Source organism: Bacillus sp. EB106-06-01-XG163, from assembly GCF_058791615.1.
Map to the genome: position 1 here is coordinate 42,036 of NZ_JBYTDS010000017.1, position 26,054 is coordinate 68,089.

The following is a 26,054-nucleotide window of genomic DNA, read 5'->3' on the forward strand; positions in this document are numbered from 1 at the left end:
CTTTTCATGACAGCTTTTTGCTCATGATGACATCCGTCTCCAGAAATCCGGTCTTCTCATACAGCTTCCGCGCCGTTTCGTTATGAGCGAACACATGGAGAGAAATCTTGCGGACACCCAGGTCTTTGGCTTTGTCCTCCAGCCTTGCGAGCGCCTCTTTTGCATAGCCTTTGCCGCGGAAAGGCGGATGAAGGCCGAAATCATAAATAAATGCGTCCTGCTGCGGGTGGTCCGGATCGGCGTGCAGCCACAGCCAGCCGGCATTTTCCTTTCCGTCCAATGTCAGCGTCCATAAATAGTGATCGGCCGTCTCCAAGCCGTCAGGAAGCAGGTCTTCAAACGCCAGCTCCGCTAATTCCGGCGCTTCGTCAGGCAGCCACGTTCCCGCTTTTACCTTTTCTTCAGCGTAATGCTTGGTTGAATGGGCGAGATAGGACTGAAATTCTTGTTCTGTCATCGGCTGCAGCGTGATAGCCATTGAATCACTCCTTACAAAACACAGACTGAAAGCGGTATCATGAAGTATTATCCGAAGGCTCCGTTTTCCGCCGGTTTTATGATTTGTTCGGCTTGTGCCGTTGAACCAGTTTGCGCAAATAATCCAATCGAAATGAGACTTGCCAAGGCTGCTGAGAGTACAATGAATTTACATGTTTTCATTACGAATCCCCTCCGTTAATCTCAAAATTTGGTCATTGGCATCAATTGATTCTTGAAAATACTTCGCCGCCGGTTTGTAATTCTCCTGTTTTTTAAAATGCGCCGCGGCCTGATACGACAAGTCGGAAACGTCACTCCACAGCTCTTTCCTTCTTAACTCGGCGAAAGCTGATTCAAGCGCTTCTTCATTGCGGTCAATAAAGACATGCTGTAAGATGCGCAGCTTTTGGGTGTATACGGGCTCGTTTTTTTCTTCAGCGGCATTCAGCGCTTTATGCAGCCAAAACCGGCCCTCATCCGCCTGTTCCTGTTTCAATAACACTCTGGCCAGCATGTACAGACTCCGCACCGAATACGCTGATTGCAAATGCTCCTTTTGATCGAGAGCCGTTTCAAACTCGACCCGCGCCTCCTCAAGCTTTTCCTGTCTTTCATAGCAAATGCCTGCGTTAAAGTGGGCGAGCGCCTCAATATGCGGATCGCCCGCTTTGGCGGCTTGATGAACCGCCGTCTGCAGGAGCTCTTCGGCTTTCTGATAGTGAAACAAGTCCATTCTGTTACAGCCGATCACCATTAAACACTGTGCTTCTCTGACCGCGTACATTTCATTGGCTTTGTAGATCTCCAACGCTTTTTCCGCGTGGTTCATCGCAAAGTAGTTTTGGCGGATTTCATAGTAGGCAATCGCCACTTGATAATTAAACTCGGCTCTTTCAATCTCATTCGGTATGTGCCGGAGCCTGCTTTCAGCAATCCGGTAAAAATTAATGGCGTTCATAAACCGTTTACGGTAAAACTCGTGCATTCCGGAAAAGAAATAATAATAGTATTGAATCATCTGGTCTGTTTTTTCTTTATCGGCGTTCAGCTGGATCGTTTTTAAAATGCCGTCTGTTTTCTCATACTCTTCCATCAAAAGCTTATAGCGGGAATCAATTAAATTAAAATAAAGGAGCACCGTTTGATTTTGTGTCATATTTTGCAGATCCGTAAGCAGTTGTTCTCTTAACGCCTCAGCCGATTCAGTGTTGTGCTTTTTGATTTCCTCATACCAGTCACTGATTTTTTTCGCAACTGTTTCGTGGGCCATCACCTCAGCCATCTGTCAGGACACCTCCCTTTCCCATTTTGTGTAATAAATATATCATATTTACAGGTTCAAAAAGAGGGTGGCAGCCCGCTAGTTTCCTCGTGGCAACAAAAAAACCTCCGCAGGTGCGGAGGCGCATATTTTATAATAGTTTTTTTCCCAACAAAGATTCTACCAGCTCGACCGCTGTTTTGCCGGTTTTGTTTTTGTGATCGAGGATCGGGTTGACTTCGACAAATTCAGCTGAAGTGATGATGTCGGCATCATACAGCATTTCCATTGCCAAGTGGCTTTCACGGTAGCTGATGCCGCCGACGACAGGTGTGCCTACGCCGGGTGCGTCGCTCGGATCAAGGCCGTCGAGGTCAAGGCTGAGGTGAACGCCGTCACAGTCTGACAAGTAGTCAATGGTTTCTTCAATGACCTTTGTCATGCCGAGGCGGTCAATCTCATGCATCGTATAGACCTTCATGCCTGTTTCCTTAATGTATTCACGCTCGCCTTCATCAAGCGATCTCGCGCCGATGATGACGACGTTCTCCGGCTTGATTTTCGGGGCATACCCGCCCAGGTTCACCAGCGTGTCGTGCCCGACGCCGAGGCTGACGGCCAGCGGCATTCCGTGAATATTGCCTGACGGCGATGTTTCCAGGGTGTTTAAGTCGCCGTGCGCGTCGTACCAGATGACGCCGAGCTGTTTATAGTGCTTTGCCGTTCCTGTCAGCGTTCCGATCGCGATGCTGTGATCGCCGCCCAAGACGAGAGGGAACCGCTCATTCTCAATGACGCTGTCCACCTTTTGGGCGAGCTGCTCGTTCCCCGAGAGCACAGAGTTCAGATTTTTCAGCTCTTCATCATTTTTGAGTTTTTCACGATTGACGGGGATGTCGCCTAAGTCTTCCACCGCATACCCCATGTCAGATAACCGTTCAATGAGATGCGCGTAGCGGATGGCGCTCGGGCCCATGTCCACTCCGCGTCGTGCTTGTCCTAAATCCATCGGCATTCCAATAACTGAGATATTCTTGTTCATCCGTTTTTCCACCTCAACATGTTGTATGTTGTCCTGTGCGGGTTTCTCAAAGATGACTTGGACACGAAAAGATTTAAAGCTCTATCTGTTTTTCTGACTGCTTATGCTTTTTTACATACAGATGATAGACGATAACGCACACCGCCATGAACGGGATGCCGCAATAAAGGGCGAGCCGCTGTTCTGAATCAAATGCGAGGCTGATCAGAACAACCGTGTTTAACGTCAGCCCGATAATAGGCAGCACCGGGTACAGCGGTGTTTTAAACTTCAGGTCTTCCACTTTGCCGCCTTCGCGGATGTATTTCCGTCTGAACATCAGCTGTGACAGGGAAATCGTAATCCAGCCGACCTGCGCGCTTAGTCCGGCTAATGATAAGAGAAACATATAAACGGTTTCCGGCGCTGCCACTTTAGACAGCAGTGACAGGCAGGCGACGGCCAGCGTCACGATCAGAGCGTTCATCGGCACGCCGCGTTTATTTATTTTGCCGAGCGATTTAAAGGCTTGTCCTTCGTTCGCCATAGCATATAAGATACGCGTCGATGCAAACAGGCCTGAGTTGGCCACTGAGAGCAGCGCAATTAAGATAACAAAGTTCATAATATCGGCGGCATATGGAATACCGATTTGTTCAAACACCACGACAAACGGGCTTTCGACCACTCCCGCCTGCCTCCACGGAATCATCCCGGCAATGACGATGATGGAGAGAACGAAAAAGACAAGCGTTCTCCATACCGTCTGCCGGATAGAGCGCGGAATCGTTTTCTCAGGATTTTCACTTTCTCCCGCGGCAACCCCGATCAGCTCCGTTCCCTGGAACGCGAAGTTTACGGTAATCATCGTAATAAGCATAGCCTTAATGCCGTTCGGAAACAATCCATCCTCATAAAAATGAGAGAAGAAAGGAGCCTGCTCGCCGTGTTTCATGTCAATCAGGCCGAACATGGCGGCGCCGCCCAAAATAATAAACAGCAGAATGACTAAAATTTTAATACCGGAAAACCAAAATTCCGACTCAGCGAACGCTTTTGTGGTAATGGCGTTCAACAGAAACATCAGGCCGACAAACACGAGGCACCACACCCATACGGGAACATGCGGAAACCAGCGGAGCATCAATTGTCCCGCAGATAAAAACTCAATGGCGCATGTCACCGCCCAGCCGAGCCAGTACAGCCAGCCGAATGCGAAACCGAAAGCGGGGCTGATGAATTTGGTTGCGTACGTCTGAAACGACCCTGATACGGGAAGGGCAACCGCAAGCTCGCCTAAGCAGAGCATTGTCAAAAACATTATAAAACCGCCGACCAGATAAGACAGAACCGCGCCCAGCGGTCCCGCCTGGTTAATTGTAAATCCGGTACTCAGGAAAAACCCGGTGCCGATCACTCCGCCCAAAGAAATCATAAACAAATGGCGTGATTTCATTGTGCGCTGAAGCTGATTCTCTTTTTGATTTGTATTCACTATTCTGCACCCCTTCAGCAACTTGTATTGGAACCAAGCCGGTGCTTTGAAACCGATTTGCTGTCCAAAGAGCCTCTATTTGTATATGAATGTTATATGAAATTCATTTTCGTACATAAAGATACATTATACTAAAATACTGTCGCCGCGCAAATAGAGTGTGCTGAATTTTTTATTTGTAAATTCCATACAAGCCGAGGGAAAGCATTGCCGCATCAAAGTTTTACGCGTTTTGAAGCACGTTTGTGATCTTTTGGATCGCCCAGTCCAAGTCTTCCTTGGAAATCATTAACGGCGGTGCAAAACGGATCACGGTATCATGTGTTTCTTTGCATAAAAGCCCTTCGCCTTTCAGCTTTTCACAGTACGGGCGGGCCGCTTCTGTCAGTTCAACGCCGATAAACAGGCCGCGTCCGCGCACGTCTTTTATGATCGGGTTATCGATTTTCTCAAGCTCTTCTTTAAAATAACGGCCAAGCTGAAGGGAACGCTCTGCCAGCCCTTCTTCCTCAAGGACTTCAAGAGATGCGAGCGATACCGCGCAAGCGAGCGGGTTTCCGCCGAATGTCGAGCCGTGGGAACCCGGGTTAAACACGCCGAGAATGTCACGGTTCGCCGCGATGCACGAAATCGGGAAGACGCCCCCGCCGAGCGCTTTGCCTAAGATGAACATATCCGGTACGATATTTTCCCAGTCAACCGCGAATGTTTTCCCTGTGCGGCCGAGTCCCGTCTGAATTTCATCAGCGATCAGAAGCACATTTTCTTCCTTACAAATGGCGGCCGCTTCTTGTAAAAATCCTTCCGGCGGAATGACGATGCCCGCTTCTCCCTGAATCGGTTCGAATAAGAAAGCGGCTGTGTTCGGCGTGATCGCCCTGCGCAGCGCTTCTGCGTCTCCGTATGGAATTAATTTTATACCCGGAAGCATAGGTCCGAAACCGCGTTTATACTCATCTTCTGAAGAAAGGGATACCGCAAGCATCGTTCTGCCGTGGAAGTTGCCGATACACGCAATGATTTCCGCCTGATTATCCGCTACTCCTTTGACCTCATATGCCCAGCGTCTCGCCGCTTTGACAGCGGATTCAACGGCTTCCGCCCCCGTATTCATCGGCAGAATCATATCTTTTCCGGTCAGCTTGGCTGTTTTCTCATAAAACGGACCGAGCTGATCATTATGGAACGCGCGTGACGTCAGAGTGATTTTATCCGCCTGATCCTTCAGCGCCTGAATGATCTTCGGATGTCTGTGCCCCTGGTTCACCGCAGAATAAGCACTCAGCATATCCATATATTGATTGCCTTCAGGGTCTTTTACCCAAACACCCTGCGCTTCGGAAATAACAATCGGCAGAGGATGATAGTTGTTCGCGCCGTAATGTGAAGTTTGGCTGATAATTTCTTGAGATTTTGTGAAAGCTGACATAATCTGATTCCCCCTTGTTTTGTAATCATTCAACATTAGATCTTGCTTTCCCTTTTTATAAAGCAAGTTCCGTGCCAATCCGAAAAAACGGGATGTTTCGCCAGCATTCTTTCTTTTCCCGCAAAATTTTCCGGCAGTTTGTGTGCAAACTTCAGCCAAGCGCAAAATTTTTTTGCGTTTCCCGCTGACAAAATAGGAGCAATCCAATTAGATTGCTCCTACTCAACAGTTATTTATTCAATTGTCTCTGATATACAATGTAAGAATATAGTAAAGATAATATGATACAGCCGATTGCAGCCATGAAAATGACTGACACTCTATACACCGGCGGCAAAAAAGCTGCAAGCATCATGAGCATGCCCGCTAAGACAAAAAGTTTCGAACTAACCCTGTGTGTATCCTTCCAAACGCTTTCACTGCTCAGCGTCCAAGGTGTTCTTATCCCTAAAAAGAAATTAGGCTTAACGATCTGAATGAAGTTTCCAAACACCATGAAAATGACTCCCACTATAAAGTTTCCTAAATAAGATATAGGGAGATCATACCCCAGGCCGGTCAAGATGGTAATCAGATTAATGACAAACAGAACCGCAAACATTGTATTAAATATAGCCATATATGGCCGGATAAACGTTTTGTAGTTATTTTTAGGATCAATCTTAGGGATGATAACCATTAAAATATATAGAATAATCATGATGCCAATAAGCATCATCATCGCATTAGCTTTCGTTTGGTAATCATTTGCACTTCCGTTTAATCCCCAGTGTGTCGCCAAATTGTCCGGTAAAGATGAATATGTGCAAACCCATGTGAAAACAGTTAAAACTATGATTCCTGCCGAAAAGAGATATTTTTTCATGATTCCCCGCCTTTCTTATTATCATGTTCTGAATCAGTCAGAGAAAAGAACCAGCCTATAAGATCCTGTAATACAGTGGTATTTAATGAATACATAATAAATTGGCCTTTCCTCTCATCGTGAACCAAATCAGTATTTTTCAATATGGTAAGGTGATGAGAAATACTGGGTTTTGACATGTCGAAGTGTTCCGCAATTTCACCAGCCGTCATGTCTTGTTTCTTTAATAAATCCAAAATTCTTCTCCTTGTAGGATCGGCCAGTGCTTTAAAAGTTTTATTCAAAAACTTTCCCCCTCTCATACATACATAATTTAGATATTTAAGTATATATCTAAATATCAACCATTTCCTTAAAAAAGTCAATGGTTTTATTACCTTAATTTCCATTTATTTTTAAACATCGTCCAAGCGCAAAATTTTTTTGCGTTTCCCGTTCGATTTATTTTAAAATAATGAATGTTAAGACGATTGAGAGGGGGAATTGACCTGCACACAACCAGCGAATTTTACACACTCGTGTTACAAAGCATTCTGGAAGAGATTGATGTCGGGCTGCATGTGGTGGACGAAAAGGGCAGCACCGTCATTTACAATAAGAAAATGATGCAGATTGAAGATATGGATGAACGGGACGTCCTGCATAAAAACCTGACTGATGTATTTATGTTTTCCAATCAGCAGGACAGCACGCTCGTTCAGGCCCTTCAAGAAGGCAAAACGATTAAAAACGTGAAGCAAAGCTATTTCAATAACAAAGGCCAGGAAATCACGACGATCAACCACACCTTCCCGATTGTGCAAAACGGCGAGATCAAGGGAGCCGTGGAAATCGCCAAGGACGTCACCAAGCTCGAACGGCTGATCAGGGAGAACATGCACAGGAAAGAACAGAACAGCTACACGTTTGACAGTATTCTCGGCAACAGCCCGGTCATTCGGGAAGTCATCGAAAACGCAAAACGGGCAACCCGCACATCATCATCGGTGCTTTTGGCCGGCGAGACGGGAACGGGCAAGGAACTGTTCGCCCAAAGCATTCATAACGGCAGCCAGCGCTCAGGCGCCCCGTTCATCTCACAAAACTGCGCCGCCCTGCCGGATAGCCTGGTCGAAAGTATTTTATTCGGCACGAAAAAAGGCGCCTTTACCGGAGCCATCGACCAGCCCGGGTTATTTGAGCAGGCGCAGGGAGGCACCCTGCTCCTTGATGAGATCAACTCGCTCAATCTCAGCCTGCAGGCAAAACTGCTCCGCGCCCTTCAGGAAAAGAAAATCAGGCGCATCGGATCAGCGCAGGACAAACCGATTGACGTCCGCATCATCGCCACGATGAATGAAGACCCGATCACCGCCATTTCGGAAGAGCGGCTGCGCAAAGATTTATACTACCGCTTAAGCGTTGTCACGCTGATCATTCCGCCGCTCCGGGAGCGCAAGGAGGACATTCTGCCACTGGCCGAAGTCTTTATCCAGAAAAACAATCACCTGTTCCAAATGCATGTCGATTCGATCAGTGACGATGTGCAGCGATTCTTCTTGGAATATGACTGGCCGGGCAACATCCGCGAGCTTGAACATATGATTGAAGGCGCCATGAACTTTATGACGGATGAAACGACGATTACGGCGGCCCACCTGCCTTACCAATACCGGATGAAAATCAAACCGGCTGACACGGAAACCAAAGCCGCCGCAAGCACCCAGCCCGGCACCGATTTAAAAGACAAAATGGAAAACTTCGAAAAATACATGATCGAAAAGATCCTGAGAAAACACGGCAATAACATATCCAAAACGGCAAACGAGCTCGGAATCAGCAGACAGAGCCTGCAATACCGCCTGAAAAAATTCGGTCTGGACCGAATGAAATGAATCCATACAAAAAAAGGCTGAGATGCTCCTCAGCCTTTCGTTTATATCTGATTGGCAAGCCGCTCTCCGGTAAACCAAAAGTTCTCACTCACTGCCAATGTATGTTCCGTATTCTCGACTTGATGCCACCAATGGCGCGGCGCGTAAATGATTTCTCCCGCCTTTTGTCTGAAGCGGATCGGAGACGCCTTTTGCACCAGCGGTTTTTGCTCAATGTCTTTTTCATCAAAGACATTGATATTTCCTTCGTACAAATACGGAGAGTCGTCCGGATGATAGAAGATCCATTCCTTCTCCCCGAAAATGACGCCGTTCCACGCGTGCGTGTTGTTAAAATCCTGATGCAGCGGTGTGCCTGTCTGCTTTGAACCGAGAAAGAACCATTTCCAGTCCCGTCCCGTTTCTTCATCCGCTCTCAATGTGTCTTTTGTAAAATACTCGGGTGCGGAATAGACAAGGTCTAAGTCATTTTGGTTCAGCTGCGTAAAATTCCAGTCACAGTACCATTTGTCATCATTCTGATCAATGTACTCGATATAGTTGGAAAGCTTTACTTGTTTAAAGGTTTTGACCCCTTCGATATCTGATTTCCGGATGGTGACCATTCTGTCCCCATAGTGTTCGTCAATGTATTCAAGCGTCCACGGCCTGCATTCCCAGTGATCCATTGCCCCCGTCAAAATAAAAGGTTTCTTATCAGCATACTCGCTTACAAAAAGATCGTACGATAACTCATTGATTGTCAGTCTGTCAATGGTCATATCCATTCCCCTTTTATTCGGCAATCTGCCGTTTTTTTTGTTTGGCGTAACTGTATGGACCTGAAAAGATGGTGACGTTTTGATTCTCAAGCCAGAAAATCTTGTTGAACTTCTCCAGCAGGTTTCTGTCATGAGAAACGCAGATGATGGTGCCTTGAAACTGCATCAGGCTGTTTTCGAGAATTTCCTGAGATTCAATATCCAAGTGGTTGGTCGGCTCATCCAGGATCAGGACATTCAGCTTTTTTTCCATTAAGATGGACAGCTTCAGCCTGATTCTCTCACCGCCCGACAGGACGGAAAGTTTTTTAAAGACTGACGACCCGTAAAATCCGTACTTGGCCAGCATATTCCGGGCCATGCCCTCTTCAGTCAGCAGATTTTCTTTAAAAAATTGCAGAATAGTCTGACTCGAATCTCCTACATGGCTCTTTTGATCAATGTAGCCTATCTTAAGATTTTCTCCCACTTTAATGGTGCCGTCCGACAGTTCTCTTTCCCCGATGATACAGCGGATCAGCGTTGTTTTGCCGACGCCGTTTCTGCCGACGATGCCGATTCTGTCTTTATGCTTTATGCGCAGATTCACATTTTGATATAAAAGGGAAGATCCGTTGGTCACCTTTCCGTTTTCAATGAACACAATATCTTTTGAACCGGCGCCCGCTTCCTGAAATGCGTTTTTTAATTTTTGCTCCGTCCGGACCGGCTTATTGATCAGCTCGATCCTTTTCAGTGCCTTTTCCATATTATTCGCGCGTCTGTGCAGGCCGACAGACGGCGGATTTGAGCGGTTGGCCCAATCTCTCAGCTGGGCGATGGATTCCTTCATCTTCTGTATTTTTCTCTGCTGTTCTTCATATTTCTCAAACTGGGCGATGATGAATTCTTCCCGCTTTTTCAAGTATTCGCTGAATCCGTAAGGCCAAATCTTCACCTCGGTATCGTCAATCTCGAGCACCTTCATCGCCGTTTGGTCGGCAAACGTTTTATCGTGGGTCGTAAACAGAATGGTTTTGTTCGATTTTTTAATAAACCCTTCAAGCCACTCAATCGCATGGACATCCAAATGGTTGGTCGGCTCGTCCAGCAGTATAACGTCGTCGTTGCGGATTAAAATTTCGGCAAGGCCGGCTTTTGTTTTTTCGCCGCCGCTCAGCTTTGAAAACGGCTGATCCTTTAATTCGCTGAGGCTGAGCCCGTTGCATACCTCGTCAATCATCGCGTGCATCTGGTAGCCGTTGTTCCGCTCAAATGTTTCCGTGTATTGACTGTACTTTTCCAATAAAGCAGTCAGCTCGTCATCGCTCATCGGTTCCGAAAGCTTCAGCTCAATGGCCTTCATTTCCTTCTGGATCGCCGCTAGAGCTTCAAATGATTTTTCCAGATATTGATACAACGTCAGATCCTCATTGGGATCAGCGATCTGCTTCAGCAAACCGACCTTCGCCCCTTTGTTGATCGCAATCGTTCCTTCATCTGCCTCAAGCTCTCCGGAAAGCACCCTGAACAGCGTGCTTTTGCCGGAACCGTTCGGCCCGGCCACAAGCACTTTTTCGCCTTCATTGATGAAAAAAGAAACTTGTTTGAAAATCGTATCTCCCGCTAAATTTACCGTAAGATTATGAATATTCAGCAACTCACATCATCCCTTTGTCATTCTGGTTCAAAGCTCGACTTTATTCTGGATGGCGACGCTCGCTTTCAGTTTGTAAAAGCTGAGCATCATAAACAGCGACAATAAGATGGATAATACCCCGATTGCGGTCAGCAGCAAAGCTGAATCAAAATAGTCCGTTAAGAATCCGATAAACGGAAAGGCAATGAACATGAAGAGCGAGGTCATCAAACTGATAATGGACAGCAGCGTGGCTCTCGTTCTGGACGGAATCTCATTATTCACCACCTGACTGGATACGGGTTCTATCACATCATAGAGCGCGTTAATGACGACAAAAGCTGCAATCGTCACGTACAGACTGCCCGATGGTATAAACAGATAGGCCGCCCCGATGATGCAGAATGTCAGCAGAAGCACGCGCCTCGGCGTGAATTTTTCCGCCGGCTTGGAAGAAAAGATGGAGCACAGTGCCTGCAAGATGGACAGTCCCGCAAAAATAATGGATATATTGCGCACGGACAGCCCTTCCTGACTTAACAAATCTTGTCCGTACATATAAAAAACCGATGTAATCGCAAAGAAAACGGAGAGTGACAGCACCAGATATTTAAAGGCTTTGTTCAGCCTGAAGAAATCTTTGACTTCTTTTAAGATGTCACCGACCGTCTGCGTTTCGTGTTCACTGTTTTCAAATTTAATTTCCGTCAGCTGTGTAATGACCGCCATTGCAATCAGCTGAGTGACAATCCCGGCGATAAACACATACGACCATGATATTTCCTGCAAGTAGCCGCCGATGCCCATGGCGATCGCAAGACCGAGTATGACAAGTCCGTTATAATTTCCGATGGATTTGCCGTACCACTTTTCTTTCCCTTGTTCTTTCAGTGAATCAAACAAAAAGGCATGATCCGTTCCTGATATAAACGTCAGCCCGATACCGTATATAATATGGGCGATGAAGAGGGCGATGAAGTTATGGAAGCTCAGGAACATCACCAAATAGACAATGACCATAAAATGGCCGAGCAAGAGCGATTTTTTTCTCCCGATTCTGTCCGAGATGACGCCGCTCGGCACTTCCGCCAGAAACATCGCCAAATTCAGGACCGATTGCAGGATGCCCACAAGAAATAATGAATAATTCATGCTTGTTAAATATAAAATCCAAATTCCCCGTTCGAAAAAGAAGTTTCCGAAAAAACCGGAGAAGTAAAGCAAATTTCGATTCCGCAAATGAATACCCCTTTCCAGCTATCTGCATTTAACATCATGAACAGAAAGGAGCCCGTCAGTCTTTACACTAAAACCCTCTATACATGGATCTTGCAGATACAGACTTTTCCCAAAACAAATTGGGCAATAATGAGTTGTATTCTCGAATAACCCAAAAAGTTCCTTCTTTTTTTCAGATCCTACGGCATCAATGATCGTTTTTTTCTTCCCTGGATCGCTGATGTCGCGGATGAAATATTTGATATAGCTCAGCTCATGCATGTAAGCCGGCAGGAACAAATGGAGCTCAATATCAAACCGGCTTTTATCCATATGGTAATAATCATTGAAATGACTGACGCGGGAGACGGACACGTCCGCTCCGGCCCGCCGAAACAAATCAGCCAGCCTTTCAATGATCTCTCCGTTGGGATAATAATCGGCATAAACGATTCGGATCGGTTCTTCTCTTGTCAAAAGGGGCGGATCTTTCTGCGGTGTCCTCCCGCTTTCCCATATACCGATCAGTGAATCAGTCGGCGTGATGATATGCCCCAAATCCCCGGCCAGCTTTTGTTTATCAAAATAATGCTGAATGAAAGTTCTCAGCATGTCGTCCTTTACCTTGAAGGTAAATAACATCGGCAAATGATTTTCTTTAAAATCAGCATACTGCCGATACCTCATGTTTGAATGATGAAACTGGGTGTGGCAGGTCACGTCCGTTTGATTCGCTTCGTACAGCCCGATGCTTTTTTCCAGATCATCATTCAAAATAAATTGGATGGTCTGAACCGTGCGGTGATCCGCGGGCGTCATTTTATATTGCGGATTCCGCTCAAATTCCAGCCCCTTCTCAAACGTGCGCTTGAATCGGTACGGGCCGTTTTCCGGCACATCGCCCCCGGCGGTCCCAGGAATCAGAAAGCTGCTCTGCAAAACGGCTTCTATTTCATCAGACGGCTCGTCCAAGGTGACTTCAAAGCGTTTTTCGCCTGTTACGTTCACCCCGAGCTGATCGGAAGAGACGAGGCCTTTTACATACGGAACGGCCTGTTTTATGTTCAGGAAACTGCCGAGATGGGGGCTTTGATTTTCTTTCGTCAGATGATAGATGATCGTTTGAACCACACCCTCGGCGTCGCCTAAATAGTCCGGGTGAATGTCCACCTGACAGGTGCGGGGATCTTTGCGGATGATCCGGCAGTTATAGCCGTCCTGCAGACTTTCATACATAATGCTGCACATCATCTTGCTTGTGTAATCCTGCGTATCTAATGGGTTCAAGCGTATCGGGCTTGTGTCGATTTCTATTTTCAGAGGGTCGCCCGGTTTTCTCGCCGTACGATGCATCGTCTTCATAAAGCGCTTTCCTTTTGAGAAAGCTTCGTTTCTGTAATATGAAGGCCGTCAAAGTCCAGGCCGATGCGGGTATTCAGGGATTTCGGGCTTCCGCCTGCAAGGTATGTGATAATGTCATGAGACATAAACGAGGATATAATACCGTTTGTCGCTCCTAAGGAACCTTTGATCGGTTCATCGGGGTAACAGTTCAGAAGTCCGGCCGGCATGTTTTTTTCATAGGTGACGCCGGATTGATAGGATTCAGGCGTGAGCAGAGGCCCCCATTGGCCGCTGAAGCTGCCGACACCCCCGGTCATAAACGCGATATTCCGCTCCTTACAATACCGGTAAACCCATTCAGAAATGTTATGGGGTTTGTCAGCGGCATTTATGACGATATCAATTTCGTACGGATCTAACACACGCAGATCCTGCGGCTGTGTAATTTCCTGATGGTAAAGTGCTGCGTCCGCATGGGGATTGATACCCGCAATATAATCTCTGCATTCTGAGATCTTTAATTTGCCTACAGAAGATTTATTATAGACGAATTGTCTGTTCAGGTTATGTACTGATACGGCATCGAAATCAATGAGAATAAAATGCTGCATGCCCGCCGCCAAAAGGTTTTGAAGAATGATCGTTCCGACGCCCCCCAGACCCACGATCGCTGCCCTGCTGCCGTCTAATCTGTTTTGGATCAGATTGGGGTTTTGGTTGTATTTCTCAAAATGGTACAGCTGCTTTTCAGTGATGCGGCCTTCACGGCCGTTTTGCCATGGCTCTATTAAAGCATCCAATTTCATTAACGCATCGAAAAACTGGTTTCCCGCTTCCTCTCCCAGAAGATCAGAAAGCTCTTGTTTTTCACAACCGATGGTCAGCCGTTCAACCGCCTCTTTGATCTCACTCGTATGCGCAAGCTTAATCGCCTTTCGATATTGAATGATAATATGCGCCGTGTAGGTCAGCACCTGCACGCTGTCTTTAAACTTCCAGCGCTTACAGTCCGTTGACATCATGACATACCCCCTGAAAGATAATAACTCCCCAATGAGGGGAGTCACGGCTTTACTAGCAGCGATGCACCAAGCTTGCTGTTTCTGTATCAAGATCAAGTTCTTCAATCTTCATCAGTACACACCCCCTTTACCAATAACTAGATATTATCACCAATATTGGAAAAGGACAAGTTATTTTTTGAAAATTTAGAATTTACATATAAATTGTGATATTTCTTCCTGCTTCCCGGTTTATCCCGGCAGCCGGATGATGAACACGGAGCCTTTTCCCTGCTCACTTTTCACTTCAATTGTTCCGTTATGGCTGTCGATAATGGTTTTTGTAATGGCAAGACCCAGCCCCGCGCCGCCGGATTGACGGGATCGGGAGGTTTCCGCCCTGTAAAACCGGTCAAACAAATGAGGCACATGCTCCGGAGCGATTCCCGTTCCGTTATCCGCAATCATAAGCATGATTCCTCCGTCTTTCTGCAGGGAGACGGTGATGACACCCGTGTCTTCATCCGTATGCTGCACCGCATTGTAAAAGAGGTTGAGAATGGCCTGCTTCATTTTGTCTTTGTCAAAAACGGCTTCTATCTTTTGATCAACAAAGAACTCGAGCTTCCGGTTTCTCGCGAGCAGCTTCAGCTGAGCCTCCATTTCCAAAATGACGTCTCCCAATGCGCCTTTTTTCATTTCAAAGCTCGGCACCCGGTCAATCTGCGCGAGAAACAGAAGATCCTCTATCAGCTTATTCGCCCTGGCGGATTCCGCGTACATGCTTTGAAGCGCTTTTTCTTTCTGCTCCGGCTTCTCCGCCGCTCCGCGCATTAAAATTTCGATACAGCCGTGAATGGAGGTAAGCGGCGTTCTCAGCTCATGTGATGCGTCTGATACAAACTGCCGGATGCGCTCCTTCGCTTCTTTTTCCGCCTGAAAAGAGGTTTCAATCCGTTCCAGCATCTGATTGATGGAGATGCCCAGCGACTCAATTTCGGCCTGCTTCCTATCGATCGGCAGCCGTTTATCGAGACTGCCGGCAGAAATGTCACCCATCATACGCACAATGCGGGACAGCGGCTTGAGTGTGAGCCGGATCACCGGCAAGAAAACAAACAGTCCGATGACCAAAGCCGCAAAGGAAAGCACCGCGAAAATGCTGATCTGGCGGAAAAGCGAATCATTCAAAGGCTGTGTCAGCGTGCTCATCTGCACAACTCCCGCCTGCCTTCCGTCAACGGAAATCGCCTGAAACACGACGATGATTTCCTCACCCGCCTCATTGTGAGCCACCTGATAGTGAAGCGCCATGGTGTCTGTCAGCGCATCCCGGTACACTTTTTTCGGAAAAGAAGGAGCGGCCCCCGCGTGCGGGTCTTCTGATAAAACAGACATCTTGTATGATTGATTGATAAAAGCAACCGTCACCCCGGGGTAAATCAAATTCGGATGAGCCGGTGTTTCGGAACGGGCAAGGGTTTTGATTGACCTCCATACGCTTTGATCCATTGAATTGATATCACTCTGAATGCTGATCGCCTGATTTTCATACATCGTCCGTGTCATAAACATGTACTGAGTACCGCCGATGAAACATAACAGCAAAGCCAAAATCGCCAGTGACCTGAACAGGAGCTGGAACCGCAGGGTTCTGTACAGCCGTTTCATGCCAGATTCATCCTGTACCCGGCGCCCCGAACCGTGCGAATCACCTTGTGCTCTTTGTCCTTCAGCTTTTCGCGCAGAGAACGGATGTACACCTCGACGATATTGTCTTCCCTAAGGACCGTTCCGTAATGAAGCCCCATCGTTAAAGAATCAATGAGTGCAGACTCGCCGTCTGCACTCAGCTTGATGCCTTTCAACTTTTCCATGATGCAGTCTCTCCTTAGATGTATCAGCCTGTGTTTATTTTTTTCGCTTCCCCTTCTATTATTCGCTTTTATCTGAAACAAAACGGAATCTAAGCTGAATTGGTGAAAGGAAACGCTGAAAACGGAGCCATCTGCAAATAAAAATCATTATCTGCCGCTTCAATTCAGCAGCACCAGTCTGTTTCAATCACAAAGTTCTAAGTTCATGTCTACCTTTTTTTCAAATATATCCATTTTTAACTGAACGTGTTGTGACCCGCGTTCAGTTCTTTTTTATGGCTTCTGAAAAAAGGCATAAAAAAAGCGCCCTGAAAAAGGACGTTTAATATGACATGTTTCATTTTCTTAAATTCTGCATTCTAAAATAATTCTTCCTTCACATTCACCCTCGATTTCATTCAATACGATGATCACATCAGCCGTTTTCATGTGTGTCACCTCCCGTTTTCATAATAGTATAATATTAACAAATAAATCAATAAAAAACAGCCCGGTTGTCCGGGCTGTTTTTTTATTTCTGTAATCGATCCGCTTCTGTCAGTTTGACTTCCGCTGTTTTTTTCTTTCCCGAACGGTAGAACGTGATGTTCACACGGTCACCGATCTTTTTGCGATACAGGCGCTCACGGAGATCCACAACGTCATTGACCTTATGTCCGTCGAACCCGGTGATCACGTCGAGCTTTTTCAAACCCGCTTTTCCGGCCGGTGAAAACGCGTCGACACCCATAATGACCGCCCCGGTTTTAATGCCTTTCGGAAGTTTCAGCGTCTGGCTCCAATGGTAGCTCGCAATATCCGTTAAGGATTTCATCTCAATACCGAGGAAAGGCCGTCTGACTTCTCCGTATTTTTCTAAATCCTGAATAACGGGAATGACAAGCTTTGACGGGATGGACAGGCCGATGCCTTCAACGGCGGATTCAGCGATCTTCATTGAGTTGATGCCGACCACCTTGCCCGATATATCCATCAAAGCGCCGCCGCTGTTGCCGGGGTTAATCGCGGCATCGGTCTGCAGCACTTCCGCATTCCAATCCGGCTGTCCGTCGCCGTTTGAGTCAACGGGCACCGCCCTTTCCGTGCCTGAAATGATCCCCTGTGTCACTGATCCCGCAAATTCAAGCCCGAGCGGATTTCCGATCGCAATGACCGGTTCTCCGACTTTGACCTGATCAGAATTGCCGAACTGGGCGGCCGATTTGATTTTATCAGACTTCACCTTCAGCACGGCGAGATCCATCAGACGGTCGCTCCCGATCAGCTCAGCAGGCACGCGTGAGCCATCCTTCAGGCTGATCTCAATCTCAGTCGCACCTTCAATGACATGGTGATTGGTTACGATATAAGAAGTGTTTCCGTTCTTTTTGTAAATGACGCCCGACCCGCTTCCCGCTTCGCCGCCCTCTCCCCAAATATCGGTCTTTTGGATATTGAGAACACCGACTACCGAATCTGATACACGGCTGACCATATTCGTGACAGCGTCATTGACATTTACGTTGACTGTTTTCACCTGTTCGCTGCCGAGACGCTGGCTGGTGCTTTTGCTGCTTTCTCCATGGTCTCCGCCTGTCCAGTACGGCAGCAGGAAAGCCATGAGCGCGGCCCCGACGATGACGCCGATCAGACTTGATAGAAAGTACCCTCTCTTGCTGCGGCGGGGCTGTTCGGAGGCGTACTGTTCATCATCGCGATTATAATCCACCCTATCTCAAATCCTTTCAAGAGTACTCGATTTGCTTATAGTGTGGGTCAGATCGCGGATTAATAATCATGATTCATTTGGAAAAATTACACGGCGCACAGCGGCGTCGGGATTTTCGGATCGGTATCAAATAACTGAAACGTTTCCCCGGCGACAAATCCTTTCGCAGCCAATGTCTGCTGCACGGACATTCTCGCCAGTTCCTTCATATTGTTGTCTTGGCTCAGATGCGCCAAATAGATGCGCGATGTGCCGTCGCCGATGACATCAGTCATGGCGAGCGCCGCGTCTTCATTGGAGACGTGGCCGACATCGCTTAAAATCCGCCGCTTAATGCTCCATGGGTATCTGCCCATTTGCAGCATGCCGACATCATGGTTGCTTTCAAACACAAACACATTGGCCGAACGGATAATGCCTTTCATTCTGTCGCTCACATACCCGGTGTCCGTCATCAGCGCGAGCTTTCTGCCTTGGTAGTGGAAAACATAAAACATCGGCTCGGCCGCGTCATGGGAGACGCCGAATGACTCAACATCAAGCCCGCCGAAGGATTTTACGCTTTCCATCGGGAACAAAAACTTTTGTCCGGTATCCAGCTTGCCGATCTGATTCTCCATCGCTTTCCACGTCTTTTCATTGGCGTAGACGGGAAGTCCGTACTTTCTCGCAATGACGCCGAGCCCTTTAATATGGTCGCTGTGCTCGTGAGTGACAAAGATGCCGTCGACGTCGTCTATCTTGCGGCCGATTTTCTCCATCAGCCCGTCCATCGCTTTACCGCTCAGGCCGGCATCCACCAGAAAAGAGTGCTCCTCTGTCTCCAGATAAAACGCGTTTCCGGTACTCCCGCTCGCAAGCACGCTAAATTGCAAGCCCATTGTGTCTCACTCCATTATTTATTTTGATTGTTATCAATGACTGTGCTTTCCAATGCATTCACAGTGTACGTTTGCTGTGTCTTTTTCTTCGTCCCTTTTGACTTATCTTCAATTGTAATTCTCCATACCGGCGCCAGCACCTGCGTACTTGTCAGCGGATATTGGGCAATATAGCCGAACTTAACGCTTTTAACGGCGCAATTCGCTTTTAAGTAATTTTGAGAATACAATAATTCGACCGCATCAAGCTCAGGAATCAGGCTCTCCGTCTGGATTCGCTTGAATGACTCCAGCATGGTCTGCTCGTAAGATACGACCTCGTTTTTATCGTTCAGATGCAGAATCACCTGTCCGATCGCATCCGTGGACGAGTCAAAATCCTGATAAATAAACTGGCCGTCATACATCTGGTAAAAAATGATCTGTTTTTTATCCTTGTCGACTTTCCACAGTTTATATTTTTCACCGCCGGTTATTTTAGAGCTGACGAGCGATTCCGCATCCTCCTGCGGTTTTTGCTTCGATAAACCGACCGGATCGGTAAATTTCATTTTCAGTGTGGTAACCTTGTGATCATCCTCCGGCATCTCCATTAAAGGCTTTTGATCTTTCAAAGCATCAATATCTTCAGCGGTAAATACCTTTTGGCCCGCCGTCAGCCGGTAGCCCGTCGCGGAATCAGAAGACAGGTTGCCGAAAGTGATATGATCCATCTCCATGTCTTTTTCCACATTTGAATTTTTAATCACTTCGTATTCACTGCTCGAGCGTTTTTCAAAAAACTGATAGCCGAGAAAAATATCGAGGATGAGGAAGGCAATGATGAAGATCGTTTTTGTCTTATTCCACTCCATTATCGTCCTCCTCCTTCCCCAGCAGATCTTTCGTAATCGGGACGATCTTCCCGTTGATTTTCATACTCCAGACGGGTTCCAGTTCAACGAGATCATTCGTTGATGAAGAGACCATTTGATAGGACAGGAAGATCTGGTCGATTTTATTCACGTCGTATTTATCCTGCTGCTCCAGCAGAGACACAACCTCATTGCCGTTCATCATTTTTACGTCTTTTGTTTTAATCGGATTCGGTCCGAGAACATAGTTCGGCCGCTTGTAGCTGAGAACCTCGTCATTGGCCCATTGCAGGGTCAAAACAGGTCCGGATCCGAAAGGCTTAGACGTGCTGTTGATCACAGGCATTTGGTCTTTAAACATGTAGAAACTCAGCTGCTGGTTATCACTCACATTGAAAAATTGATAATGATCCGTCCAGCTTCCCGTATCCTCTAAATATTTATAGCTTTTCTTAATCAGCTCCCCTGTTTGATAAGAAGCGCTTTGTGCCAGGTTCCGATGCTGGAATTGAATCTGCCGCTGTGTCGAATTGATTTCCAGACGGCTGATTCCGTCAGTCAGCACATTCCGATTGTAATTCGGGTCTTCTCTGACCGTGCTCGGATCATTAAAAAGCGTCTGCTTAAACAGGTTCGTCTTAATGGTTTCAGTGATAAATTCTTTTTCCTTCATATTAAACCGCGCATTCGGCATGAGAAATTCTTTGCTTTTTCCGACCGAATAGAGGTGGTATAACGGCATACTCGACTTTTTGCTGTACAGCTCATTCATCAGATTGCGGTAATTCGCCGATTCCACAGTCACTTCCAAAATCAGCTGCTTGCTGTATGAGACCATGTAAATCTTCTTATTTGTCTTATTCTCATTAAACGGAATGACAATATGGTCAAATGAGCTGTATTCCATTGACGGATTCGACCATTTAAACATTGTTTGGAAGAAATCAATCGGAATGGTGTCATTGAATTGCAGATCGAGCTTTGCCGAATTGCCGTTTCTGCCGTAAAGCCAATTTTTAAAACCGAGCTTGTCGTATTGATCGGAAATATCCTTCATCCCTTTTACTTCCCATTGCGGCAAATCCGCCCACAGGTCATTAAAGAGCGTCTCATCATCCACTTTATAATGAGAGCCGTTTGTATGAATAAACATATCCCGGGGTTTTACCGTTTGCGACACTTTTTGGCTCGTTTTATCAATTTTATGCTTTTCCCGGACAGTCGATTTGGTTGAGGCCGTGCCTTCTGAAAAATTGGGCTGGAATGTCCAAATTCCCCATGTTAAAACAAGACTAATGACGACCAGCACTGACAGTATGACTGTTTTTATATTTTCACGCCTCATCCCAATCATCCTCTTGCTCTTCTTTATATGGAAGAGTAAATGTAATCTTCGTTCCTTTGCCTTCTACACTGTCGGCCCAAATGTCTCCGCCGTGCGCCTGAACCATCTCTTTTGCAATCGCAAGGCCGAGTCCGGTGCCGCCGAGTTTTCTCGTGCGCGCTTTATCCACTCTGTAGAAACGGTCAAAGACTTTTTCCACATCTTTTTTCGGAATGCCGATACCTTCATCTTTTACGCTGATATAAAGCAGCTCTTCTTTCTCGTTCACATCGACTGAGAAAGTGACATGCCCGCCTTCCGGTGAGTATTTCAGTGCGTTAGAAATGATATTATCGAGAACCTGCGTCACTTTATCCTGATCAATCTCCACGTACAGATTTCTGTCCGGAAGCTCGCGGATAAATTCGACATGCTGTTCTTTCGTCATTTCAAAACGATCGATAATCAGTGACATAAAGCGGATCATATGAATCCACTCTCGATTAAACTGATAATCTTTGCTGTCGAATTTAGAAAGCTGAAGCAGGTCGTTCACCAATCTGATCATGCGCTCAGTCTCATTTTGGGTCACCATTAGGAAACGCGGAGCGATATCTTTATTTTCCCACGCGCCTTCTGCAAGCGCCTCTAAATAGCTTCGCATGGTCGTCAGCGGTGTCCGCAGCTCATGAGACACGTTGGCAACGAACTCTCTGCGTTCCCGATCGAGTTTTTCCTGTTCGGTGACATCATAAAGAACCGCGATTAAACCGTCGATTTTTCCGTGCTCTCTCTGAATAACGGAAAAATTCACCCGCAGTACAGTCGTTTCATCGTCACGTTCGATCTCCAGCAGCATTGAATCCTGCTGTTCTACTAAATCCTCAAATGTAAAGTTCTCTTTTATGCCCAATAAAGACGTAATCGGCATCTCTAAAGCCGTTTCACGTGAAACATTCAGCAGCTCAAGCGCAGGGCTGTTTAAAAGAATAATAGCCCCGTTGCGATTCGTAGCGATGACACCGTCCGTCATATACGCGATAACGGAAGAAAGCTTTCTTCTCTCCCCTTCCGTCATGGCTTGGGCATCTTCAAGCTCTCTCGTCAGATGGTTGAACGTCGTTGCGAGCTGACCGATTTCATCATGCCCGTATTTCCGCACCTTTCTGGAGAAATTCCCTTTTGCCAGTTCCATCGCCTGCTTACGCATATCCGACAGCGGATGGGTAATGGTGCGGGCGAGAAATATACCGAGAAGAGCCGTCAGAACAAGGGCTAAGCCTGTTCCTGAAGCAAGAATCGAGTTGACGGTTTTCATCTGGTTAAAGGTATCTTCCATACTGGCCACGACATAAATCGCGCCGACAACTTCCTGATTCTCTGTGACGACAGGTTTTGCTGAAATCAGCACTCTGTTTTTACTTTTAGGATCATAATATTTTTTTGAATAGGCCTGTTTTGTTGAGAAAATCCGTTTAAAAATCGGGTCAGTCGTCTGTTTCCCCGCTATTTCCTCGCCATAAGGCCTCGAGGAACCGACGACCTCATAGCTTTTATCAACAAATGTAATCTCCCGTATTTCATTATTCTTCGTAAAATCATTCAAAATCCGTTTGACGTCATCTTTAATGACGGTGCTGTCATTATCTCCTTTATATTCCTGCTCAATATAATAGGAAAGATTGTCAATCCGCTGATTTAACGATAATTCATAGGACTTGAGAAGAGAATTCTCCACCTGTTTCACAAAGTACACGCCGATAATCTGCATGGCGATGATAATGAGAAGCACATAGATCAGCGTGATCTTAAACTGAATCGACCGAAAAAAACCAACCTTATTCATCGCCGGTTAGTCCTGTTCAGGGTTTCTCAAGTAATAACCGACACCCCGTCTTGTGACGATCCAGTTCGGATGGCTCGGATTATCCTCGATTTTCTCACGGAGACGGCGCACTGTTACATCCACCGTTCTCACATCACCGAAATAGTCATAGCCCCACACAGTCTGCAGCAGATGCTCACGCGTCATAACCTGTCCGATATGTTTGGCTAAGTAATGAAGCAATTCAAACTCACGATGAGTCAGCTCGATCGTTTCTTCTCTTTTTGATACGACATAAGCGTCAGGGAAGATGACGAGAGAACCGATATGAATGTCATTAGAAGCTGATTCTTCCTCAGCCGGCGCAACCGTAAGCTGGCGGCGCAGGTTCGCTTTGACGCGGGCCAGAAGCTCACGCGTGCTGAAAGGCTTCGTGACATAGTCATCCGCTCCGATTTCAAGCCCGATGACCTTGTCAATCTCCGAGTCTTTTGCCGTCAGCATAATAATCGGCATATCATATTTTTTCCGGACTTCCCGGCACACTTCAACTCCGTCTTTATTCGGAAGCATAATATCTAAAAGAATTAAATCAGGCTGAAGCTCCTCCACCATTTCCACGGCTTCGTTTCCGTCGTACGCACAATGCACGTCATAGCCTTCTTTTCTTAAATTAAACTCTAATATATCTGCAATCGGTTTTTCATCATCGACTACAAGGATTTTCTTATCCATCATCTTGATTTTCCTCCTGCCAGAATGACTTCATTTCATCTATTGATGTTTCATGATGATCACAATTCGGATCGTGAAAAACGTTCCCCGTCTATTATAACGGTTTCAGGTCAAAAGATAAAAAAATTAAAGAGAACAGCGCAAAAACGTATTGAACTGCCATCCTTTTGTCATGTTTTTTATTTTCTTTTAAAAAATAATATTTTTTTGAAACCTCACGAAAAAAAATGCCGTCTAGTGTTTGACGTCTTCTTCTGGGCCGGCTGAAAAGCCGGCTCTCCCTTTTTTATAACAAAAGAAAAAACGCACCTACTATTGCAGATGCGTTTGGGTAAGTGGCTCGGGACGGAATCGAACCGCCGACACACGGATTTTCAGTCCGTTGCTCTACCAACTGAGCTACCGAGCCAGATGTTTCTTTTCTATACTATAAAGTAAAGTAAAATGGCGGTCCGGACGGGACTCGAACCCGCGACCTCCTGCGTGACAGGCAGGCATTCTAACCAACTGAACTACCGGACCTTACAGTAATTTGTCCGGAGAGCCGTATCGTGGCGGCCCTCCGAGGACAAATAAGGAGTTAGCAATAACGCTAAAGTAAATCAATGACCCGTACGGGATTCGAACCCGTGTTACCGCCGTGAAAGGGCGGTGTCTTAACCGCTTGACCAACGGGCCATAAAAAGTGGTGAGCCATGAAGGACTCGAACCTTCGACCCTCTGATTAAAAGTCAGATGCTCTACCAACTGAGCTAATGGCTCCTGATGTGTCGGATTATGTATCATAGAGCATTCAGACAAAAGCTTTCTTGCAGTACTCTATTGAAGCTGTTCCGTAACAACGAGATTTATAATATCATAGAACATTCGAAAGTGGCAACTACTTTTTTGAAAAAAATCTATTATTTTTTTCCTACATAAAAAAACAAGCCTCCGTGACCGGAGGCTTGTTTGCTGCAAATTCTTAGTTAGCGCGGTATACACTGCGGATGACGTTCGTTTGTGAACGGTCGGGACCGACAGAGAAAATAGAAAGCGGAATACCTGTCAGCTGAGATACGCGTTCCAGATAATGGCGCGCATTTTCAGGAAGATCGCTTAATGTTTTTGCGCCTGTGATATCTTCCGTCCAGCCAGGCATTTCTTCATATACCGGTTCACACTCTGCGAGAGCTTTCAGACTTGCCGGGAATTCTTCAATCACTTCACCTTTGTAGCGGTAAGCGACACAGATTTTCAATGTTTCAATGCCAGTCAGCACATCGATTGAGTTCAGAGAAAGATCTGTGATTCCGCTGACGCGGCGGGCGTGGCGGACAACAACGCTGTCAAACCAGCCGACACGGCGCGGACGGCCTGTCGTTGTGCCGTATTCGCGTCCGACTTCACGGATTTGATCCCCGATTTCATCTTTCAGCTCAGTCGGGAAAGGACCGTCACCGACACGGGTTGTGTACGCTTTAGATACACCGACGACGTGCTGGATTTTTGTCGGGCCTACGCCTGAACCGATCGTCACCCCTCCGGCGACCGGGTTGGATGAAGTGACAAACGGGTATGTCCCTTGGTCAATATCAAGCATAACCCCTTGAGCGCCTTCAAATAAAACGCGGCGGCCTTCATCCAGCGCGTCATTTAAGACGACGGATGTATCGCATACATACTTTTTAATCTGCTGGCCGTATTCATAATACTCATCCAGAATATCTTCAATTTTGAAGCCTTCTGTTTCATACATTTTTTCAAGCAGACGGTTTTTCTCTTCAAGGTTCCGTTCAAGCTTTTCTGCAAACACGTCACGATCTAGCAGGTCTGCGATCCGGATGCCGATCCGCGCCGCTTTGTCCATATAAGCAGGTCCGATGCCTTTTTTCGTTGTGCCGATCTTGTTGGCCCCTTTGCGTTCTTCCTCTACTTCATCCAGTTTCAGATGGTATGGAAGAATGACATGGGCTCTGTTGCTGATTCTCAAGTTATCCGTGCTCACATTGCGTTCATGAAGATACGCAAGCTCCGTTACGAGCGCTTTCGGATCAACAACCATTCCGTTCCCGATGACACACGCTTTTTCTTTATAAAAAATTCCTGATGGGATTAAATGAAGCTTGTACGTGACGCCATCAAACTTGATGGTATGTCCTGCATTGTTTCCGCCTTGATAACGTGCGATCACTTCTGCATTTTCTGATAGGAAATCTGTAATTTTACCTTTTCCTTCATCGCCCCACTGCGTACCTACTACGACTACTGAAGACATATATCCGTGCACCTCCGTTAACCTTTCAAAACGATATCTCATTCAAACAAATTAAGTGTATCAGTGCCGAAACAGAAAGTCAATCGTAAATCCGAACATTTAAATCTTATCAATCTATATTTGTTCGCCTTAAACATGATTAAAAGCGTTTTCTCTTTCATTTGCTATCTATTACTCCCGAAACTTTCATGCTTTAACAAGAAAAAGAACCCGTAATCAGGGTTCT

At 46.5% G+C, this 26,054-nt stretch carries 23 protein-coding genes and 4 tRNA genes; 1 reads left to right on the forward strand and 26 read right to left on the reverse strand.

Annotated features, from left to right (window positions below; translation table 11 throughout):
• Window positions 1-4: 4 nt before the first annotated feature.
• The 8 genes from AC3WTF_RS17195 to AC3WTF_RS17230 all read right to left on the reverse strand — a co-directional run bounded on the left by AC3WTF_RS17195 (window position 5) and on the right by AC3WTF_RS17230 (window position 6,835).
• A complete protein-coding gene (locus AC3WTF_RS17195; protein ID WP_076424842.1) occupies window positions 5-478 on the reverse strand; it encodes a GNAT family N-acetyltransferase in 474 nt (157 codons plus the stop codon).
• A gap of 47 nt (window positions 479-525) precedes the next feature.
• A complete protein-coding gene (locus tag AC3WTF_RS17200; RefSeq protein WP_007407881.1) occupies window positions 526-660 on the reverse strand; it encodes a hypothetical protein in 135 nt (44 codons plus the stop codon).
• Window positions 647-1,762 carry a response regulator aspartate phosphatase gene (locus AC3WTF_RS17205; protein WP_032868107.1) on the reverse strand — a complete coding sequence of 372 codons (1,116 nt, stop codon included), beginning with the start codon at window positions 1,760-1,762 and terminating at the stop codon, window positions 647-649. Before AC3WTF_RS17205 ends, AC3WTF_RS17200 begins: the two co-directional genes overlap by 14 nt.
• Before the next feature lie 130 nt (window positions 1,763-1,892).
• On the reverse strand, window positions 1,893-2,783 hold the full coding sequence (rocF, locus tag AC3WTF_RS17210; RefSeq protein WP_007407883.1) for an arginase: 891 nt from the start codon (window positions 2,781-2,783) through the stop codon (window positions 1,893-1,895).
• Window positions 2,784-2,856: 73 nt separating this feature from the next.
• The gene (locus tag AC3WTF_RS17215) at window positions 2,857-4,257 is read right to left on the reverse strand and encodes an amino acid permease (protein ID WP_020958097.1); all 1,401 of its coding nucleotides are present in this window, start codon (window positions 4,255-4,257) and stop codon (window positions 2,857-2,859) included.
• A 223-nt stretch (window positions 4,258-4,480) separates the two neighbouring features.
• Window positions 4,481-5,686 carry an ornithine--oxo-acid transaminase gene (locus tag AC3WTF_RS17220; protein WP_004393130.1) on the reverse strand — a complete coding sequence of 402 codons (1,206 nt, stop codon included), beginning with the start codon at window positions 5,684-5,686 and terminating at the stop codon, window positions 4,481-4,483.
• A gap of 229 nt (window positions 5,687-5,915) precedes the next feature.
• A complete protein-coding gene (locus AC3WTF_RS17225; RefSeq protein ID WP_032869257.1) occupies window positions 5,916-6,551 on the reverse strand; it encodes an SdpI family protein in 636 nt (211 codons plus the stop codon).
• Window positions 6,548-6,835, reverse strand: a complete 288-nt coding sequence (locus AC3WTF_RS17230; RefSeq protein WP_492314322.1) for an autorepressor SdpR family transcription factor — start codon at window positions 6,833-6,835, stop codon at window positions 6,548-6,550. The genes AC3WTF_RS17225 and AC3WTF_RS17230 overlap by 4 nt, the downstream gene beginning before the upstream one ends.
• A 174-nt stretch (window positions 6,836-7,009) precedes the next feature.
• On the opposite strand from AC3WTF_RS17230, the gene AC3WTF_RS17235 reads away from it, so the two are divergent.
• On the forward strand, window positions 7,010-8,425 hold the full coding sequence (locus tag AC3WTF_RS17235; protein WP_015418605.1) for a sigma-54 interaction domain-containing protein: 1,416 nt from the start codon (window positions 7,010-7,012) through the stop codon (window positions 8,423-8,425).
• A gap of 41 nt (window positions 8,426-8,466) precedes the next feature.
• Here the strand turns inward: AC3WTF_RS17235 and AC3WTF_RS17240 are convergent, their stop codons facing one another.
• The 18 genes from AC3WTF_RS17240 to purA all read right to left on the reverse strand — a co-directional run bounded on the left by AC3WTF_RS17240 (window position 8,467) and on the right by purA (window position 25,828).
• The gene (locus tag AC3WTF_RS17240; protein ID WP_007407887.1) at window positions 8,467-9,186 is read right to left on the reverse strand and encodes a cupin-like domain-containing protein; all 720 of its coding nucleotides are present in this window, start codon (window positions 9,184-9,186) and stop codon (window positions 8,467-8,469) included.
• A 13-nt stretch (window positions 9,187-9,199) separates the two neighbouring features.
• On the reverse strand, window positions 9,200-10,825 hold the full coding sequence (locus tag AC3WTF_RS17245; protein WP_042635660.1) for an ABC-F family ATP-binding cassette domain-containing protein: 1,626 nt from the start codon (window positions 10,823-10,825) through the stop codon (window positions 9,200-9,202).
• 27 nt (window positions 10,826-10,852) lie between these two features.
• Window positions 10,853-12,043: an MFS transporter gene (locus AC3WTF_RS17250; RefSeq protein WP_014306161.1), complete on the reverse strand. Its 1,191-nt coding sequence runs from the start codon at window positions 12,041-12,043 to the stop codon at window positions 10,853-10,855.
• An 18-nt stretch (window positions 12,044-12,061) separates the two neighbouring features.
• Window positions 12,062-13,384 carry a periplasmic substrate-binding domain-containing protein gene (locus tag AC3WTF_RS17255; protein ID WP_007407889.1) on the reverse strand — a complete coding sequence of 441 codons (1,323 nt, stop codon included), beginning with the start codon at window positions 13,382-13,384 and terminating at the stop codon, window positions 12,062-12,064.
• The gene (locus tag AC3WTF_RS17260; RefSeq protein WP_032869251.1) at window positions 13,381-14,388 is read right to left on the reverse strand and encodes a ThiF family adenylyltransferase; all 1,008 of its coding nucleotides are present in this window, start codon (window positions 14,386-14,388) and stop codon (window positions 13,381-13,383) included. The genes AC3WTF_RS17255 and AC3WTF_RS17260 overlap by 4 nt, the downstream gene beginning before the upstream one ends.
• A gap of 231 nt (window positions 14,389-14,619) precedes the next feature.
• The gene (locus AC3WTF_RS17265) at window positions 14,620-16,038 is read right to left on the reverse strand and encodes a sensor histidine kinase (RefSeq protein ID WP_061046526.1); all 1,419 of its coding nucleotides are present in this window, start codon (window positions 16,036-16,038) and stop codon (window positions 14,620-14,622) included.
• Window positions 16,035-16,244, reverse strand: a complete 210-nt coding sequence (locus AC3WTF_RS17270) for a winged helix-turn-helix domain-containing protein (protein ID WP_007407892.1) — start codon at window positions 16,242-16,244, stop codon at window positions 16,035-16,037. The genes AC3WTF_RS17265 and AC3WTF_RS17270 overlap by 4 nt, the downstream gene beginning before the upstream one ends.
• A 511-nt stretch (window positions 16,245-16,755) precedes the next feature.
• Window positions 16,756-17,952 (reverse strand): S1C family serine protease, encoded by a 1,197-nt coding sequence (locus tag AC3WTF_RS17275; RefSeq protein ID WP_007407894.1) that lies wholly within the window; start codon window positions 17,950-17,952, stop codon window positions 16,756-16,758.
• Window positions 17,953-18,038: 86 nt separating this feature from the next.
• On the reverse strand, window positions 18,039-18,833 hold the full coding sequence (locus AC3WTF_RS17280) for an MBL fold metallo-hydrolase (protein ID WP_007407895.1): 795 nt from the start codon (window positions 18,831-18,833) through the stop codon (window positions 18,039-18,041).
• A 14-nt stretch (window positions 18,834-18,847) separates the two neighbouring features.
• Window positions 18,848-19,687 (reverse strand): two-component system regulatory protein YycI, encoded by an 840-nt coding sequence (locus tag AC3WTF_RS17285; protein ID WP_080130850.1) that lies wholly within the window; start codon window positions 19,685-19,687, stop codon window positions 18,848-18,850.
• Window positions 19,674-21,032 (reverse strand): WalRK two-component regulatory system regulator WalH, encoded by a 1,359-nt coding sequence (walH, locus tag AC3WTF_RS17290; protein WP_015418614.1) that lies wholly within the window; start codon window positions 21,030-21,032, stop codon window positions 19,674-19,676. The genes AC3WTF_RS17285 and walH overlap by 14 nt, the downstream gene beginning before the upstream one ends.
• The gene (gene walK, locus AC3WTF_RS17295; protein WP_004393106.1) at window positions 21,022-22,857 is read right to left on the reverse strand and encodes a cell wall metabolism sensor histidine kinase WalK; all 1,836 of its coding nucleotides are present in this window, start codon (window positions 22,855-22,857) and stop codon (window positions 21,022-21,024) included. The genes walH and walK overlap by 11 nt, the downstream gene beginning before the upstream one ends.
• Window positions 22,858-22,863: 6 nt before the next feature.
• Window positions 22,864-23,571, reverse strand: coding sequence for a cell wall metabolism DNA-binding response regulator WalR (gene walR / locus AC3WTF_RS17300; RefSeq protein ID WP_004393104.1), 708 nt, complete (start codon window positions 23,569-23,571; stop codon window positions 22,864-22,866).
• A gap of 336 nt (window positions 23,572-23,907) precedes the next feature.
• Window positions 23,908-23,980, reverse strand: a tRNA-Phe gene (locus AC3WTF_RS17305).
• A gap of 36 nt (window positions 23,981-24,016) precedes the next feature.
• A tRNA-Asp gene (locus AC3WTF_RS17310) sits at window positions 24,017-24,093 on the reverse strand.
• 84 nt (window positions 24,094-24,177) lie between these two features.
• A tRNA-Glu gene (locus tag AC3WTF_RS17315) sits at window positions 24,178-24,249 on the reverse strand.
• A gap of 8 nt (window positions 24,250-24,257) precedes the next feature.
• Window positions 24,258-24,333 (reverse strand) — tRNA-Lys (locus tag AC3WTF_RS17320).
• Window positions 24,334-24,535: 202 nt separating this feature from the next.
• On the reverse strand, window positions 24,536-25,828 hold the full coding sequence (purA, locus tag AC3WTF_RS17325; protein WP_004393102.1) for an adenylosuccinate synthase: 1,293 nt from the start codon (window positions 25,826-25,828) through the stop codon (window positions 24,536-24,538).
• Between the last annotated feature and the right edge of the window lie 226 nt (window positions 25,829-26,054).